Annotated in this window: 14 protein-coding genes and 2 pseudogenes; 10 read left to right on the top strand and 6 right to left on the bottom strand. The window is 60.8% G+C overall.

The window, feature by feature from the left end; all coding sequences use genetic code 11:
• Positions 1-396 precede the first annotated feature (396 nt).
• The gene (locus U1707_RS17365; protein ID WP_332801310.1) at positions 397-768 is read right to left on the bottom strand and encodes a MerC domain-containing protein; all 372 of its coding nucleotides are present in this window, start codon (positions 766-768) and stop codon (positions 397-399) included.
• 317 nt (positions 769-1,085) lie between these two features.
• Here U1707_RS17365 and U1707_RS17360 point away from each other — a divergent pair, with 317 nt between their 5' ends.
• The 5 genes and pseudogenes from U1707_RS17360 to U1707_RS17340 form a co-directional block, all read left to right on the top strand.
• Entirely contained in the window at positions 1,086-1,793 is a 708-nt protein-coding gene (locus U1707_RS17360) for a ZIP family metal transporter (RefSeq protein ID WP_332801309.1), read from the top strand.
• A gap of 51 nt (positions 1,794-1,844) precedes the next feature.
• Positions 1,845-2,570, top strand: a complete 726-nt coding sequence (locus U1707_RS17355; protein ID WP_332801308.1) for a cation diffusion facilitator family transporter — start codon at positions 1,845-1,847, stop codon at positions 2,568-2,570.
• Between the two features lie 80 nt (positions 2,571-2,650).
• On the top strand, positions 2,651-2,956 hold the full coding sequence (locus tag U1707_RS17350) for an ArsR/SmtB family transcription factor (RefSeq protein WP_192099774.1): 306 nt from the start codon (positions 2,651-2,653) through the stop codon (positions 2,954-2,956).
• A complete protein-coding gene (locus U1707_RS17345) occupies positions 2,957-3,130 on the top strand; it encodes a metallothionein (RefSeq protein ID WP_332801307.1) in 174 nt (57 codons plus the stop codon).
• Between the two features lie 69 nt (positions 3,131-3,199).
• A pseudogene (locus tag U1707_RS17340) lies at positions 3,200-3,379 on the top strand (IS3 family transposase); the annotation flags it as partial.
• A gap of 198 nt (positions 3,380-3,577) precedes the next feature.
• Here the strand turns inward: U1707_RS17340 and U1707_RS17335 are convergent.
• Complete coding sequence (locus U1707_RS17335) at positions 3,578-4,327, bottom strand: TorF family putative porin (RefSeq protein WP_443025721.1); 750 nt, start codon at positions 4,325-4,327, stop codon at positions 3,578-3,580.
• Positions 4,324-4,770 (bottom strand): hypothetical protein, encoded by a 447-nt coding sequence (locus tag U1707_RS17330; protein WP_332801305.1) that lies wholly within the window; start codon positions 4,768-4,770, stop codon positions 4,324-4,326. Before U1707_RS17330 ends, U1707_RS17335 begins: the two co-directional genes overlap by 4 nt.
• Before the next feature lie 310 nt (positions 4,771-5,080).
• On the opposite strand from U1707_RS17330, the pseudogene U1707_RS17325 reads away from it, so the two are divergent.
• The 3 genes and pseudogenes from U1707_RS17325 to U1707_RS17315 form a co-directional block, all read left to right on the top strand.
• Positions 5,081-6,059, top strand: a pseudogene (locus U1707_RS17325) (transposase); the annotation flags it as partial.
• A 215-nt stretch (positions 6,060-6,274) separates the two neighbouring features.
• Positions 6,275-7,294, top strand: a complete 1,020-nt coding sequence (locus U1707_RS17320; protein WP_332801364.1) for an IS110 family RNA-guided transposase — start codon at positions 6,275-6,277, stop codon at positions 7,292-7,294.
• A 368-nt stretch (positions 7,295-7,662) separates the two neighbouring features.
• Complete coding sequence (locus U1707_RS17315) at positions 7,663-8,655, top strand: phosphatase PAP2 family protein (protein WP_332801304.1); 993 nt, start codon at positions 7,663-7,665, stop codon at positions 8,653-8,655.
• On the opposite strand, the gene U1707_RS17310 is transcribed toward U1707_RS17315, so the two are convergent.
• Positions 8,573-9,928, bottom strand: coding sequence for a glycosyltransferase (locus U1707_RS17310; protein WP_332801303.1), 1,356 nt, complete (start codon positions 9,926-9,928; stop codon positions 8,573-8,575). The two genes, U1707_RS17315 and U1707_RS17310, sit on opposite strands and share 83 nt — an antisense overlap.
• Before the next feature lie 257 nt (positions 9,929-10,185).
• A complete protein-coding gene (locus U1707_RS17305; RefSeq protein WP_332801302.1) occupies positions 10,186-12,144 on the bottom strand; it encodes an alpha/beta fold hydrolase in 1,959 nt (652 codons plus the stop codon).
• Positions 12,145-12,724: 580 nt separating this feature from the next.
• On the opposite strand from U1707_RS17305, the gene U1707_RS17300 reads away from it, so the two are divergent.
• The gene (locus tag U1707_RS17300) at positions 12,725-13,342 is read left to right on the top strand and encodes a hypothetical protein (RefSeq protein ID WP_332801301.1); all 618 of its coding nucleotides are present in this window, start codon (positions 12,725-12,727) and stop codon (positions 13,340-13,342) included.
• Positions 13,343-13,532: 190 nt separating this feature from the next.
• Here the strand turns inward: U1707_RS17300 and U1707_RS17295 are convergent, their stop codons facing one another.
• Complete coding sequence (locus tag U1707_RS17295; protein ID WP_332801300.1) at positions 13,533-14,306, bottom strand: hypothetical protein; 774 nt, start codon at positions 14,304-14,306, stop codon at positions 13,533-13,535.
• Between the two features lie 262 nt (positions 14,307-14,568).
• On the opposite strand from U1707_RS17295, the gene U1707_RS17290 reads away from it, so the two are divergent.
• Complete coding sequence (locus U1707_RS17290) at positions 14,569-14,937, top strand: hypothetical protein (protein ID WP_332801299.1); 369 nt, start codon at positions 14,569-14,571, stop codon at positions 14,935-14,937.
• Positions 14,938-15,030 lie beyond the last annotated feature (93 nt).

Genomic DNA, 15,030 nt, shown 5'->3' with positions numbered 1-15,030 from the left:
GTGCATCTTGTGCAGTATCCAACGATCTCAGTAACGTAGCGCCGGGGCTGGAATCCTTTCGCCTCCGCGACGTCATCGAGGACAGTCCTGATCGCGCCAGCGTCGGCTGTTGTTGTCACGTCACAGTGACGACAGATCATCGTCAACATTGGGAATGGCCGGTGCAAGACATAACTAGCTAGCGCTTCGATCCTGTCGACGGCCTGGGTTTCGAGTAGCCGACCTACCGCCCGAAAGACCGAACTATGGTGAATGCCAGGTTCGCTTTCGGCGATGCATAGCGCAATTGCGTGAGCGCTGAGCGGCTTTCCAGAAACGTCGAGCACGCGCAGCACTTCATTGTGGAGCCAGCCGTAAGGGCGCCGCACACAGAACGCTTTTGGCTTGCTGAAACGCCTAGCAGGCACGACGCGAACGCCAGTTCAGAATGTGCGCCGTGGCGAGGGATACGCCGCCAAAGACGACCGCGATCGTCTCGACCTGGCCTTCGGGAAACACAAAGGCGCCAAGTAGTAGCAAAGTGAGTCCAACACACCCGAAGGCGACCGGAAAGACGGTGCGGTGGCGCGCTCTACCGCTCGAAAGGGCAATCACCGCCGCGGGCGCAGCGAAGGCAATGACCCAATGATGGAAGCTCTCGGGTATAAAGAAAAAGATGGAAACGGGCGCAGCCGCGAGCAGTAGCGGGAGCGCCAGGCAGTGCACCATGCAGGCTGCGGATCCCACCAGCGGAGCCCGGTCAAGCCAATCGATTGTTCTCGTTTGCAACGTCTGGTCTACTACAACTGGCTCCGGAAGAGACGATACATCATATCTGGTTTAAGGCAAGCGCGCGATCCCGAACGGGGCACCTGAGACTTTTCGACCCTTGGGCGTGTCGGCCGTTCGTACCTCAATCTTCACTAGCGCTCCTGCCCGCATGAGCGGTGCTGACCTTTGACGGGGTGCCGCCCAGCGAAGATACGTATGATACCGGCTCGATATCTTGTATCATGAGGCCGAGTGCGTCAGTGCGTGCAAATGCTCCTAGCTACAAAATTCTGGCGCTTACCCAACGGTCGACAGGTCGATCCAAGGCTCGACCTTTGAGCCTCATACCCATTGCTTTTGGCATAGCCGCCAGCCTAGCAACACTTGCCGGGGGGCTGCTGGCGTTGCGCCTGCAACACAGGATCGTGTTTGTTCTGGGTATTACTGCAGGCGTGGTACTCGGGGTGGCGGTGTTCGACCTTGTTCCTGAGGCACTCGAGCTTGCGCACGGCTATTGGAGTTCGCGAGCATTGGTCGGGTTCGTGGCGGTCGGGCTTGGCTTTTACATGCTGCTCGATCGAGCGCTGAGACAGGCAACATGGCTACCGGCGGGTTGGAGAACGCATCTCGGCCCCGCCACCCTGACGCTACACAGCTTGATGGACGGTATGGGCATCGGCATCGCCTTCCAGATCAGTGCGGACGCCGGGTGGCTCATCGCTCTGGCGGTTCTAACGCACGATATTGCGGACGGCGTAAACACGGTGAGCCTCTGTCTGGCAGCAAGGTCGGAAAGAGCAGCACGCCGCTGGCTCGTGTTGAACGGCTTCGCGCCTTTATTGGGTGTGCTGCTTGGCCTCGGCATAACCGTCCCGCCAGCCATGCTGGCCCCGTTGATGGCCGGGTTCGCTGGCGTCTTTCTGTATATTGGTGCGTGCGAACTGTTGCCGAGAAGCTATGCGCTCGATCCACGATTGCGAACGACCCTGGCCAGTATCGCTGGAATGATGCTGATGTTCGCTGTGACCAGCATCGCACACTAACGCAGCACGAAAATCGGGGGCATGATGCGGTGTCGTCAAACGGATTTAGTCATGACCAGTTTTGCTACAGATCACGATCACCCTGAGCATCCCCATGGTACTAAGGGCGACGCTCACGCCCATGCACAAGGCGAACGCGCAACAACCTTAGTGCTCGGCCTGACCGTGGTATCGATGATCGCCGAAGTGGCAGCGGGGTGGTGGACCGGTTCAATGGCACTGCTCGCAGACGGCTGGCACATGGGGATGCATGCTGCTGCCATGGGAGTGGCGGTGTTCGCTTACCGGTTCATGCGACGTCATGCGACGTCGGGACGCTATTCCGGTGCACACCGTGCGGGCGACCTTGGTGGCTTCGCGAATGCCGTGATGCTCGCGGTAGTCGCCATATTGGTTGCAGGTGAGTCTGTTGCTCGTCTCGTCTCGCCTGGACCGATCGACTTTTCAGCCGCGCTGGTGGTGGCCTTGATCGGTCTTGCAGTGAACCTTCTCAGCGCCTGGCTGCTCCGCGAAGCGCCGCATGCGCATGGTTGTGGCCACGATCACAACCGCGAGGCTGCTTTCGTGCACGTGCTGTCCGACGCGCTCACCTCCGTGCTAGCGATCGCCGCGCTTTGGTGCGGGCGGCGCTACGGCTTGGTATGGCTCGACCCGCTTATGGGGATTGTCGGCGCGGCGGTTATTCTCCGCTGGTCAGCGAGCCTGCTGCGCCGAACGGGCGGAGCGCTGCTCGACGTGACCACTCCGCGGAAAGCCTGCAACCACACACATCACTGATCGCGAACAGATAATGGAAAACCATTTGACGAGCGTACGTACGTGTATATATTAGTACATGTTCATATGTTGGTGTTTGCATGACACACGATGAGGGAGCGCAGCTTGCCGAGCTGTTTCACCTTCTTGGCGAGCCGAACCGGCTAAGGCTGGTAGCGGCGTGCCTGGAGGGGCCACGGTCGGTGGGGGACCTTACCGAAGAGGTCGGAGTCAGCCAGAGCCTCGTTTCGCAGCACCTTCGTTTGTTGAGGGCAGGGCGGCTGTTGAAGCAGACACGTAGCGGACGAAACGTCTTCTATGAGCTGCCCGACTGTCACGTTCGCACCATGCTGACCAACATGATGGACCACGTGCTTGAACCCGAAGACCACATACACGAGGAATAGATGATGAGCGTCAACGTCGAAATGGTAAAGTGTGCTTGCAATGATTGCGTCTGCGTTGTCAGCACGAGCAATGCGGTAGAAGCAGATGGTCGCATCTTCTGCGGCGACAACTGCGCCACTCACCACCAAGCGTCCGCCGGCTGCAACCATGCCGGCTGCCCTTGCACCGGCTGAGGTCGCGAAACCTTGGTACATTGAAAGGGGTCGGCTTGCCGGCCCCTTTTTCGTCGTAGAACGCGTTTCCTCTCGCACTCCGTGAAATACGAGGAGGTCTACCTGCGGACTTATAGCTAGGCCAGCGTCGCGCCCGCCTTGTTTGGCCGGTACTTGGCCTTCTACCTCGGACGACGCCCGCACTCGTCGCTTGACCGCAGGACGCCCTATCACGGCTACTTCAACAGGCAACTTCTCGCAGCGGCATGAAAGCCGCGAACGGTCCACTCAGCAATCGCGCCGAACTGTTTCCCGCAATAGCTGCGCCACCAACCGATGATCATTCCCCTCGTTTCTTTCAGCCCCCGCCTGAACGCTCGCCGCGCGACACGGCCGCATCGGCCGCATAGTATTGCAAGATCTACCGCCACCGGAGACACTGTACCCGAGAGCGCAGCGTGCTAGCGGTTAGAACGCCAGACGCGCTCGTGCCAGCAGCCTGTCGCCCGTGTGCCGGGTATCGGCATAGGGACTGGCGCTATCGTCACGGCTGAGGTCGGTGCCGATATAGTCGACGCCCAGCGTCAGCGGGCCGGTCACATGGTCCACGCCGATCCGCCAGTCGTGATAGCGCCCGTCCGCCCGCAGCCGCGCGGCACGCGCCGCAGTGCCGGCACCGGTCGTCCGGCCGGCGTTCGCCACCAGCGTGAAGGGCGTGCCCGGGATGCCGGCCGTCGCACCCCCGTAGAGATACAGGGTGCTGCCGCCGACCGACGACTGGCTGGGCGCATAGTCCAGCCCGGCGTCGACCATCAGCGGGCCAAGCGCATACGAGCCCCCGCCCCCGATCTCGACATAGTCCAGCCGGTCGGGACCGCCCACAAACAGATGTCCCCGTCCGCGCAGTTCGACCTCGAATGCGCCGAGGCGCCGACGGTTGGCGATGGTCAGGTCGATCACGGCGTCGGCACCGCCATGACGCGGCGATCTGCGCAGCGCGACGACGCGCGACGACGCGCGCCAGTCCGCCATGTCGAGCGAAACATCGGCCGACGCGGAGCCTTTCCCCTCGCTCCAGCTAAGCCCGCGCCGCCGCTCGTCGGTCGTCACCTCGAAACCGCCGGACAAGGGCGATTGCGCGGTCGCGGTGCTTGCGGCGACGGTGAGCGGGATCGAGGCCAGTGCGCCGACTAGGGCCGCACGCCACACACGCCTCATCCTGCGCGCGAATCCCCATGGGCGCGGTCGATATCGCTGCGCAACATCTGGTGATCCTCCCGTGCCACGTCGATCAGGTGACCCCGGAGTTCGTCGCGACGACCGGCGACTTCCCGCGCGATCGCGGCGCGGTGTGTGCTGCACCAGCCGGCGCGGCGGCCTTCGATCGCGCCGGGGCGCTCCATCGCGCGCGTGAACAGCGAGCCGGAAGCATGTCGCGCGTCACGTACTACGGCGATGTTAGCGCGCCAGACGCAGCCGAGCGTAGAGGCACGGCCGCCCGGGCTGACGGTGCCAACCTGCTGGTGGATGATCGTCACGTCGCCCCGATACTGCGCGTCGACCGCGCCCGTGGGATGATCGATCCGGGTCTGATGTTCGATCGATCCGCCTGCCGAAGCAGCGGCAGCAAGCAGCGCACTCGTCAATAGGATATTCGTCATGATGTGCTCCTTGCGGCACCCCGATCCATGTTGATCGGTGGTACATGACAAATCGTTCATGTTTGAATTGGTTGCGCGCAGCGTGCTGTATTTGCCGACACCGTGCCGCTGCCGTGACGAGGCGTCTCCCTCACTGCGGAGGCTGAAGGTATCTGGCAAGACAGAACGCGTCGGGTCGCAGTCGAGGACAGGTTCCAGGCGCCCTGGGCGCAAGTGTCGGGCTTGTGATCCTTTGCAGCCAGCATACATGCCCTAGTCCAGCGCCACAATCTGCGAAATCAAGGGCTTCTTGCGCGTCGACCGGCAGTAATGCATGGCCGAGGGGCTGGTCGGTGGCGAAGGCTTCGCTGTCGATGCCAGCCTCATCCGGGCCGATGCCAATCGTCAGACTGGCGGCCCGGGTAGCGAGGGCCTGCCGCCCGACGCCGACACGCCTGCCGTTCGCGAGTATCTTGCCGTCCTCGACGATGCCGCATTCGGAGCGGCCACGCCGGTGGTGCCGAAGTTTCTGGCGCCGGCGGATCCGGCGTCGCGCTGGACCTGCGCGCATGGCGGGCAAGCCTATTACGCCTACTAACTACCTCATCGATCTCGACCATGCCGTCATCATGGACTTGGAGCCTAGCACTGCGATCCGGCAGGCCGAGGTAACCGCCTGCAAGCGGATGATCGAGCGCGTGCAGGACCGCTTCGGCGTCTGGCCCGAACGGCTGGCGGCGGACACCGGTTATGGCTCAGCCGAGATGCTCGCATGGCTCGTCCACGAGCGCGACATCCACCCGCACATCCCCGTGTTCGACAAGTCTGCCCGCCGCGACGGCACCTTCGCGCGGGCAGACTTCCGCTATGACCTGGGCGACGACCGCTATGTCTGCCCTGCCGGCAACCGCCTGCGTCCGCGCAACCGCAACTTCACGCAGTCCCGCGGCGATGTCGGCCAGGACGGCTTCATCCGCTATCGCGCCCGGCAGCAGGACTGCGCCGCCTGCGACCTGCGGCAACGCTGCACGCCCAACATGCCGGCCCGCAAGGTCACGCGCTCCATCCACGAAGGCGCTCGCGACCTGGCCCGCGATATTGCCACGACGGACGCGTATGTGACGTCCCGTCGGCAGCGGAAGAAGGTCGAGATGCTGTTTGCGCACCTCAAACGCATCCTGAAGCTGGATCGATTGCGCCTGCGAGGTCCCAACGGCGCAAAAGACGAGTTCCTCCTCGTCGCTACCGCCCAGAACCTCCGCAAGATGGCCAAGTTGATTCCGATGCCGTCGCAGATGGCACCCGCCTGAGGCGCCGCGCGCGCCTAGCTCTGTTTCAAACCACGGGCCTGCCCGCAGCCGATCCCGGCTTTTTCAACACAATCGGGCCATTCCAGACATTCAAGCAATTTTACCCGCTTCTCAACGCAGGCCATTATGGGATGGCTCGCCCCTTATCCAGCATCGGATATGATGCGGATCTTTGAAGAGGAAGGAGCGAGTCGATGTCTATCGCGTCTATTGCAATCCTTGGAGTTGATCTGGGCAAAACATCTTGCAGCATGGTCGGTGTCGATGAGCGGGGCACAGTTGTCCTGCGCCGGTCGCTGCGACGCCAGACGCTGATCGAATACGTGGCAAAGCTTCCGGCCTGCGTGATCGGGATGGAAGCCTGCTGCGGAGCGCATCATCTTGGCCGGCTGTTTGCCGCAAGCGGTCACGAGGTACGGCTGATGTCGCCGGAGTATGTCCGTCCGTACGTGAAGGCGCAGAAGAACGATGATCGGGACGCGGAGGGGATTGCTGAAGCGGCCTCTCGACCAACGATGCGCTTCGTCGAGCTGAAGACGCAGGATCAGTTGGACATCCAGACCCTACACCGCGCGCGGTCCCGCCTGGTGGCTGAACGGACCAACTTGATAAATCAACTTCGTGCGGTTCTGTTCGAACGTGGGGTGAGCTTTCCGGTCGGACGGCGCAAGCTTGAGCAGGGCATCGACGACTTGCTCACTGACGGTGACAACACCCTATCGTCGCGGATGAGCCGGTTGATCGCGGAAATGCGGGCGGAATGGAAGCAACTCGATACGAAGATCGAGATGTTAAATGGGGAGTTCGTCGAGATGGCGGGCAGCGACGCTGCGATGCGTCGACTGACGACCATTCCAGGCATTGGCGTACTCAATGCAACCGCGCTGGTAGCCGCGGTCGGCGATGGTAGCAGCTTCAGCAAAGCCCGAGATCTCGGCGCTTGGCTCGGCCTAGTCCCTCGCCAACACACAACGGGCGGCAAGCCGCGCCTCTTGGGTATCTCGAAACGCGGCAACACGTATTTGCGTACGCTGCTCATCCATGGCGCCAGAGCTGCATTGCCGTCCTTGTCCAAAGGCGACACGCCGCTTGGACGATGGTTACAGGGGATGATCGAACGAGGCGTGCATCGCAATGCCATCGTGGTGGCGCTTGCCAACAAATTCGCTCGCGTCGCGTGGGCTGCCCTGCGCAGAGACATGCCATTCGAACGTAACTACCCGGTTGCAATATAAACAGTTCGGCAGCGTGAGGTAACACGCGTAGCTTACGAGGTTTGCAGGAAGGAGTGGAGATGGCCTGATAGTCGATCGGCGTTTGGAAGGCCCGATGAACGAATTGGCACTCGATGCCGTGGACATTATGAGGCTTCAGACGCGCGGATTTCCATCTTGGCCGTGGGCTTGCCTACGAGACCGCATACGTTGGCGCAGACTAATCAGATCATCAAAAATCTTACTTGCAAACGGGGCGTGCCATACGTTCGTTCAGCTGGCGGGATGGAAACTGACGTGGCAACGAGTGGCCAAGCGTCATACCGGATTGGTTTCCGGTCATCCAGCAATGCACATCATTCATGCATCGGTAGCGGATTACAACGTCGATGGCACTGCCGGCGTACGATCTGCGTTCGACGGCAATGACTGCGCCAACATTACCCGCTGACCGTCGAGACATACCGTCATGGGGGTTGATTGCGGCGATGCTGCTGAGCTTCATCGCTGCAGAATATCCACGTGCGTTTTCAATTGATTGGGTCCGGGCGGTGCCTGCTGTCATGGCGTTAGTCGCACTCAGCGTGGCTATCATCATCGGCCGGCGCAACGCGCGACCTCGCTTCGCTGCTGGCGCAACCGCCTTCCTCCAAATGACCCTGTTTACGTTACTGGGCGTCGTTTTAGCCTATGCGCTGGCCGCGAAGTCGGGAGTGCTGTGGGACGACCGTCTGGCAGCGGCAGACCGCATGATCGGGTTCAACTGGCCAGTGGCACTGGCTCTCCTCGACAAATTTCCGACAGCGATCTGGGTGCTAGGATTGGCCTATCACAGTCTAACTTTGCAGATGATTGTCGTGATCGTGGCGCTAAGCAGTCTATCAAAGTTCGACGTGCTCAGGACTACCGTGTGCGCCGCGATCCTTTCCGGGTTCGTCACGATCCTGATCTCAGGTCTGACGCCCGCGATGGGCAACCTGTTTGATCCTGCACACTACCAGCATCTTTGGCCGTCCGTGGCATGGCTCGAGCAAGGATTGATCACTGGCCTTCGCGATGGATCGCACAAGGTACTGGATCTCACGATGCTTATGGGAATAGTCAGCTTCCCGAGCTTCCATGCAACGCTCGCCGCGATCTTCATCTGGTCTTTCCGAGCCATACCACGGCTGACGGTCCCAGGCGCCGCATGGGCGGTACTTACTATCCTTGCGACGCCAGTTTTCGGCGGCCATTATGGGGCGGACGTCATCATGGGCCTGATCTTGGCGCCACCTGCGATCATCTTTGGCCATCGCCTCACGCGGCGTAGGCCGTCTCCTTGTTCGCTGACCTCGGCCTTATCGGTATTAGGTCACCTTGATCGCCAAGGGCGGCATTAACTAACGCCGCTGCTTCGGTCACGCCCCCGCCGGCGGCAATATCCGCGGCAAACTTGCGAGCGACGCGGCGATAAGTCGGGATGGTCAATAGGCGTCGCAACGCGGGTTCGAGGCTGCCCCGACGTGCGTCCGCCGGAGATACAACGCAAGCGGCGCCGATCCGCACAAGACGTGCAGCCGTCGCTGGCTGTTCAAACGCCAGTGGCACGGCCACGATCGGGATCCCGGCAGCCAAAGCGTCCAACACGGTGTTGAAGCCGCCGTGCAGTATCGCGGCCGAGCATTGGCGCAGGATTTGGGTCTGCGGTAGGAACGCCCGGACCAGCGGATCACCGGGAAGGGAGGCGGCTTCGATTTCGTTCAGCCCGCCGCCATGCGCTACCACTGCACGAGCACCAACAGCGGCGCATGCGCTCGTCATTGCTGCAAACAGCGCTCGCCGCGCACCCTGTAAGGATCCAAGCGAACAGAATATCAATGGCCGCTGGTCCACCGGAAGGGTTTCTGCCAGTTCACCAAGCCGCCATGGTGAACCATATCGGAAACTTGCTGGAAGCGCGGCGCGGGGGAAGTCGAGGCTGGCTGGACATTGCGCGATCTGCAAGCGTTCCGACCACTGATATTTTGAGCTTGGATCAAGACCCCAACGACGAGCGTATGTCGAGACGGTCCCGGTGATCGGTCTCATTAGCAGATCGCTTACCGCGTAACCGCCCTTGTTCCGGTTGATACCGACTGCATCTGGACGATACGCCCACCCAAGAAACGGCGGCGGGACCGTTGCCTCCCGGAGGAGGGGCAACCCGGTAACTGCGGTGATAAATGGCAAACGAAGATACCGAGCTACCAGCGCGCCAGCCGGTTCCACGGAGTCCGCAATCACCGCGTCGATGCCAAGCTTGGTCAAAGCTGATGGCAAGGTCTCGAGAAGCAGGCGGGTCATCGCAGCGGTGCTGCGGATCATCCTTTGAAGTCCGATAAATCCTGAAGGGTTTGCCAGCGTGTACATATGTTTCGCGAGCGAACCTTCGTAGTCCGCCGGATGGTCGATCGCGGCGAAGCGCACTGCCGAACTCGTTACAAGCGATGCCGCCGCAGCCATGTGAACCACAGTGATCCGGGAGCCGGTCGATGCAAGGGCGGCACCCAGAGCTACCAAAGGGTTGATATGCCCGGCGGTTGGCGGCGCAATGATCGCGATATGTCGCCGTCCAAAGGTCACGTTCTTATAGCTTTCCACCGCCACCAGGTAATCACCGGCTCCTATCAGCAATCGCGTCCGACGATAGTTCCATCAACTTGCCCGATGATAGCGTGGGTCGTGTCCGACCAGCTGTCCGATTGGCAAGCACCAGCGCGTTAGCAGACGCTCCGCTTTCCTCCCCATCACGGCATTCGCGAGCGAATAGCCGGGCTTCAAAATCGCTCATTCGCAAAGATGCACCAGCGTCGGAAGTTGGGACACAAGGGAAGGGGCGTGAGCGTTCGATTGTGGGTCCAAGCAGACATGGGTATGTCTGCCAAACCCTTCTACGTCAGCCATTCGAAAGCGCGCTTCAATTCTGCCGCACCGTTGCTGTCGAAAATGCGGCCGTGGGCGAATATCACCCGCTCAGGCTCAAGTGCCACGATCGCTCGCACGGCGTTTTTAGCCTTTGGGCCTCCGAGCCGTACTGGCAGGCGCAAGTAGCGTGCCGTCGTGCCGCGCGTCGCAGCGGAAGCCTGCATCACTAGCCGCGCGATCGGCGGCAACTTGTCGGGCTCGAGATTTTCGATCAGGTCGACAAGCACGAGCGTCCGGGTGTGCCGGTGGAAGAACCAGACTTCGTTAAAGCCAGCCCCTCCCGGTACGATTCCCTGGTCAAGCGTGTCAGCCCACTCGGCGGGGGCAATCTCGCTCAGCTCGGCATCGATCCTCACTGTCGATGCACGAACCTGCGCTCGGTCCCGCAGTCCCGGTGCGCCCCAGGTAGTCACCTCAGGGTAGGCGCGTTGCCAGTCGGCGAGGAAAGTCCAGTGTGCGATGTTAGGAGCAACGAGGTGCCGCACCCGCCCAAGCACCTCGACAGCCTTGGCCACCTCGGCCGAAAAGGGGGTCGGCGAATGCAGCAGTAGATCGCCGTCTCTGAGCCGGAAGATCGTCATCCGCAAAGGTAGCTTGAGGCCCATCGCGTTGATCGGCCCGCTGTCGACGATCCAAACGCCTTCGACGACAGCCTTTGGAACGTCCAGCGGCGGGTATGTCGTACGCTCGCGGGCTGCTGCATTGTCCGATCGTTGCTTGCCACGCGCCAGTGCCCAGATGCCGATGGTTGCAATGCCGGCGATGCCGACGGCAAGACGTCGTCCGCCGCGCTTCGGTGATGTCTTGTCTGCAAAGAACCGTCGCATATCGGAAAGGAGTCGCTCGGGTTGCTCGAGCGCCGCGAAATGGCCGCCCGCGTCCATGTCAGTCCACTGGACGATCTTATAGGTCTTGCGGGCTTGCGAGCGCGGGGGTGGCGGGAAGACCGGATCGGGAAACGCCGCAACGGCGGTCGGCACCTTGATGCGGGTGCCGGCCGGGAATTGGCCCGACCTCTCCAACACGCGGCCTCGATACATCCAGGTGGATGTGATGAAAGACCCCTCGACCAAGTACAGCATGATGTTCGTGAGAAGCAGGTCCTCATCGAACGCCTGCCATAGATCGGGCCGTCCCTGCGCGTCGCGTGGCACGTCGGCCCACGCGCCGAACTTTTCCAAGATCCAAGCTGCAACGCCAACAGGGCTATCCGCCATGGCGATGCCGAGCGTCTGCGGACGTGTGCCTTGCTCCTGCGAGTAGCCGGTCTCCTCCTTAGCCAGCTTTGCGCGCTGCGCGGCCCAAGCGAGTTCATCAGGCGTCTTCGGCACTGCGTCTGCAGCCTGGATCAGGACCATGTTAAGGTGCAGCGCCGCGACGGATTCAGGGTGATCGTGCGCCATCCAGCTCCCGATCGCCGCTCCCCAGTCGCCGCCTTGCACCAGATATGGGGCATCGCCGAACAGCTCGGCCATTAGGCCATGCATGACCTCAGCCGTCCGGCGCGGGCCGATCGGAGAGGCGGGGCGCCCAGAGAAGGCGTAACCGGGAAGTGAAGGCACAACGACGTCGTGGCCGTCGGCGACCAATGGAGCGATCAGTGCTTGGAATTCTATAAACGAGCCCGGCCAGCCATGCAGCAGTAGCAGCGGAGGACGCGAACCATCACCGCGCGCGTGAATGAAATGGAGCTTCTGGCCGAGCAGTTCCGTGGTGAACTGAGGCAAGGCATTGAGCCGGCGTTCCTGCGAACGCCAGTCGAACCGCGTGCGCCAATAGTCTACGAGGCGCTTGAGATCCGCAAGGCCGACACCCGACTGCCAACTTCCGGCGTCCGGCAGTGCGCCCCAGTCGAACGATGCGACCTTGGCGCTGATGGCGGCCAGCCTCTCGTCCGGCACTGCAATCGTGAAGGGCTTTGGCATTCCATATCCTCGCATTTCGAGGAGGGATGCCCTTCTCGACGCACACCAACGCACTGGCGAAGATCGCGTTCAGAATTTCGGCCCACAGGCCGTAAAACACTCACTCACTCACTCACTCACTCGCTCACGCTCGCTTGCGCGCTAGAGGGCGGCCTGCCGGGCAGGTGCACCTTGCGCAACTCTGGTGGCCACGCGCTCGATGAACAAGCGTCCGGATTAGGGAGTCAGCTATGCTTCGCGAACGTCGGTTTGTGGGTCTTTGCCCCTGTCTGGGTTGCGGCACCTACCGACCAGTTCAATTCATTTCACAGTGTACGCTGGAATGCCCGCTAACTCCCAAAGCGGAAAACCCGGTTAATCGTACACTACCCGTGCCGGCCGTAGGGCCACTCTAATTGCCGGTGAGACGCCAAGGTGACGGGGCATATGCCGACAATGCCCGACAGCAGCTTGTTTTTGTAGTCGGAATTGGAATTTCGCCGGAGGCATGAGTTCGTTTACGATCGATAATTTGGTTGCCAGCGGGCTAGCCATAATGGACTAAGCAACCAGCTTTCCACAGGTGCCGGAGCCCTATTTCATGCAAACACTCAAGCGTATGCATGAGGCCTACACGGAATGGGTCCAACAGACAAAGTGGGTGCATCGACCGCTGTTTCTAACGGTCAACGCTTTCATGATCGCGATGGGTTTCATGCTAATAGTCTTTATACCAGCGGTGATTCTGCTGGCTGTCATGCACTCTTCAGGAATCAAGAATCAGAACGGAACTGAGTTCCTATCGATATCCGTTACGCTAAAGGTTACGTTATCAATCTGCATATTATTCGTAGCCGTAGTTTCTGGCGCGCTTGCAGGCTTAATGCGATCTTTATTTCGTGGCGGAATGTTCGATATCTGGTGGGTCATGCTTTCCTTCTTTGCAGCATCTGCATCGCTGTTTATTTATGTCAGCTTCGTCGTAAGGCAAACTACAACAGCCCTTACCTCTGTCGGCGGCGACACGCCGACGGTAGTGGCGTTCTTGACGGGATGGCTATTGCTTCTCGGCTACACCGCGAAAGTTCCATGGGATGAGTTCAGGGACCGCTGCGCTGCACTGTTCGATGGCAAATGGGAACTTCGTCGTTATTGGGACCAAAGTCTGCAGAATGCGACCTCTCCGACATCCTCCTCGCGAGGGCGAAGCGGCAGTTAAAGGTAGCCATGTGTCCGCACAACAGCCTTAAGCCATGGTTAACGCAACTGCGGCGCCAAACTTTCGAATATCAGCTTAAATGAATTAAGTTTAATATATCATGACTGATACTGCATAAGTGCTGCCTGGTAAGCCGAATAGTTCCTTTAATATCAGCATAACACCGGGGACCTCATGTACCGTGCATCTACTACGGGACAACGTTACTCTTCTTCAGCATCGCGTCCTTGAGCGTATTGCCAGCGACTCCCCCGGCAGCGACTGCAACAACGACATTCCCTACGAAAAACTCGACGATACCAACGACGCTGCCAAACGCGATCAGCGCCGACGTCGTAACCGGCAGCGCGGCCGTCGCCTTACCGATCGCAACCTTGGCCTCCTGACGAACGAACCGTAGCCGCTCAAACACGGGCTCAAGCGGCCTGGCGTGGTCAACAGCCGCGATCAGATCGCCGAGGGCGCCATGCAGTGCCTTCAGTTGCTGCAACGCTACTGCACGATCGGCGTCGACCGGCCCACCATTGTCGCGGGCGAGTTCTTCATCGTCGATCAGTCGCTGAACAGCGTCCAAAGCAACAGGCGCTAACGCCTGAATGACAGCGGCATGTTCGCGCAGAGAAGGGCGCCCGGTCCACGTCGCCGAACTGACGGCATCCGGTCCTCGAACTTCGTCCCAGAGCGCCTTAAACTGCTCACGGACCATCTCACGCCGCAGGGTGCGATCCTTCGTCTCCCGGGCATGACGTACGAATGCCTCAAGGCTGGGCTGGGCCGCGACAAAGGCTGGCGCCAACGCCCGCAGGTCGGTCCGGCCAAGCAGCGCCCGCCGCAGCGCCTTGTAGCGCGTGTCGTCCGCCAGATCCTGAATGCCATCGCAGGCGCCCAGACATAGCGTCTGCAGACGCTGCAGCGCCTCTTCGTCGTTCAGCCCTTCCGGCCAGTGTGTTCCTGGACAGCCCATCGCACTCGATCCGTTTCGACTTAGCTGCTTTCGAGTGAACGAACTCGCGAGTGTAGGACATAGCAAGAACAGCAAAGCGTCAGAACGTCGCTGGACATACCGCCAGCGATGATGTTGGTGGACGGTACCGATGCCGATACGCCCCGAACATGTCTTCCTGTACCCAATCGATTGGCCCCAGCTATCGCACCTGGTCCGCTTCGTCCGGGCAGGGGGACGCTGCGAACATTGCGGGCGTCCGCATGGACAACGGGTCTTCCACATGGGCGACGGGCGCTGGTGGGACAAAGGCCGGTCGTATTGGCGTAACGGCGACGGCCGACGTGTTCGTCGGCCGACCGAGAACATCCTCCATGTCGGGAAATGGACACCGGTGGTTCTGGCCTGCGCGCATCTCAATCATAATCCCAGCGACAGCGCGCTTCACCAGCTGGCGGCGCTGTGCCAGCGCTGCCACATGATTTACGACGGTCCTGAGCATCGCCGTCGACGTTGGATGAATGCGCATTACAAACGTGCGCTCGGCGATCTGTTCTACGGCCCATATCCGATGCGAGGGGCGGACTGGATCACGCCGACGCCGATCAGCATGCTTGACGACAGCCGATCGCTATACGCGCACGTTCGGTAGTTCAGAGCACCGGATACGCTGTGCCGGCTGCGTTCAGACAAAAAAATGGGCCGCCAATAGCGACCCTGGAAGTTTTTAAGAGAGGATGCCTGA

The organism is Sphingomonas sandaracina (assembly GCF_036663695.1).
Lineage (GTDB): Bacteria > Pseudomonadota > Alphaproteobacteria > Sphingomonadales > Sphingomonadaceae > Sphingomonas.
This window is presented reverse-complemented; position numbering and strand designations above follow the sequence as displayed.

Excerpts from the sequence above, each read along its gene's own strand:
- U1707_RS17315 (WP_332801304.1), top strand. The coding sequence starts at position 7,663 with ATGGCACTGCCGGCGTACGATCTGCGTTCGACGGCAATGACTGCGCCA.
- U1707_RS17335 (WP_443025721.1), bottom strand. The coding sequence starts at position 4,327 with ATGAGGCGTGTGTGGCGTGCGGCCCTAGTCGGCGCACTGGCCTCGATC.
- U1707_RS17355 (WP_332801308.1), top strand. The coding sequence starts at position 1,845 with ATGACCAGTTTTGCTACAGATCACGATCACCCTGAGCATCCCCATGGT.
- U1707_RS17305 (WP_332801302.1), bottom strand. The coding sequence starts at position 12,144 with ATGCCAAAGCCCTTCACGATTGCAGTGCCGGACGAGAGGCTGGCCGCC.
- U1707_RS17300 (WP_332801301.1), top strand. The coding sequence starts at position 12,725 with ATGCAAACACTCAAGCGTATGCATGAGGCCTACACGGAATGGGTCCAA.
- U1707_RS17330 (WP_332801305.1), bottom strand. The coding sequence starts at position 4,770 with ATGACGAATATCCTATTGACGAGTGCGCTGCTTGCTGCCGCTGCTTCG.
- U1707_RS17350 (WP_192099774.1), top strand. The coding sequence starts at position 2,651 with ATGACACACGATGAGGGAGCGCAGCTTGCCGAGCTGTTTCACCTTCTT.
- U1707_RS17345 (WP_332801307.1), top strand. The coding sequence starts at position 2,957 with ATGATGAGCGTCAACGTCGAAATGGTAAAGTGTGCTTGCAATGATTGC.
- U1707_RS17295 (WP_332801300.1), bottom strand. The coding sequence starts at position 14,306 with ATGGGCTGTCCAGGAACACACTGGCCGGAAGGGCTGAACGACGAAGAG.
- U1707_RS17290 (WP_332801299.1), top strand. The coding sequence starts at position 14,569 with ATGGGCGACGGGCGCTGGTGGGACAAAGGCCGGTCGTATTGGCGTAAC.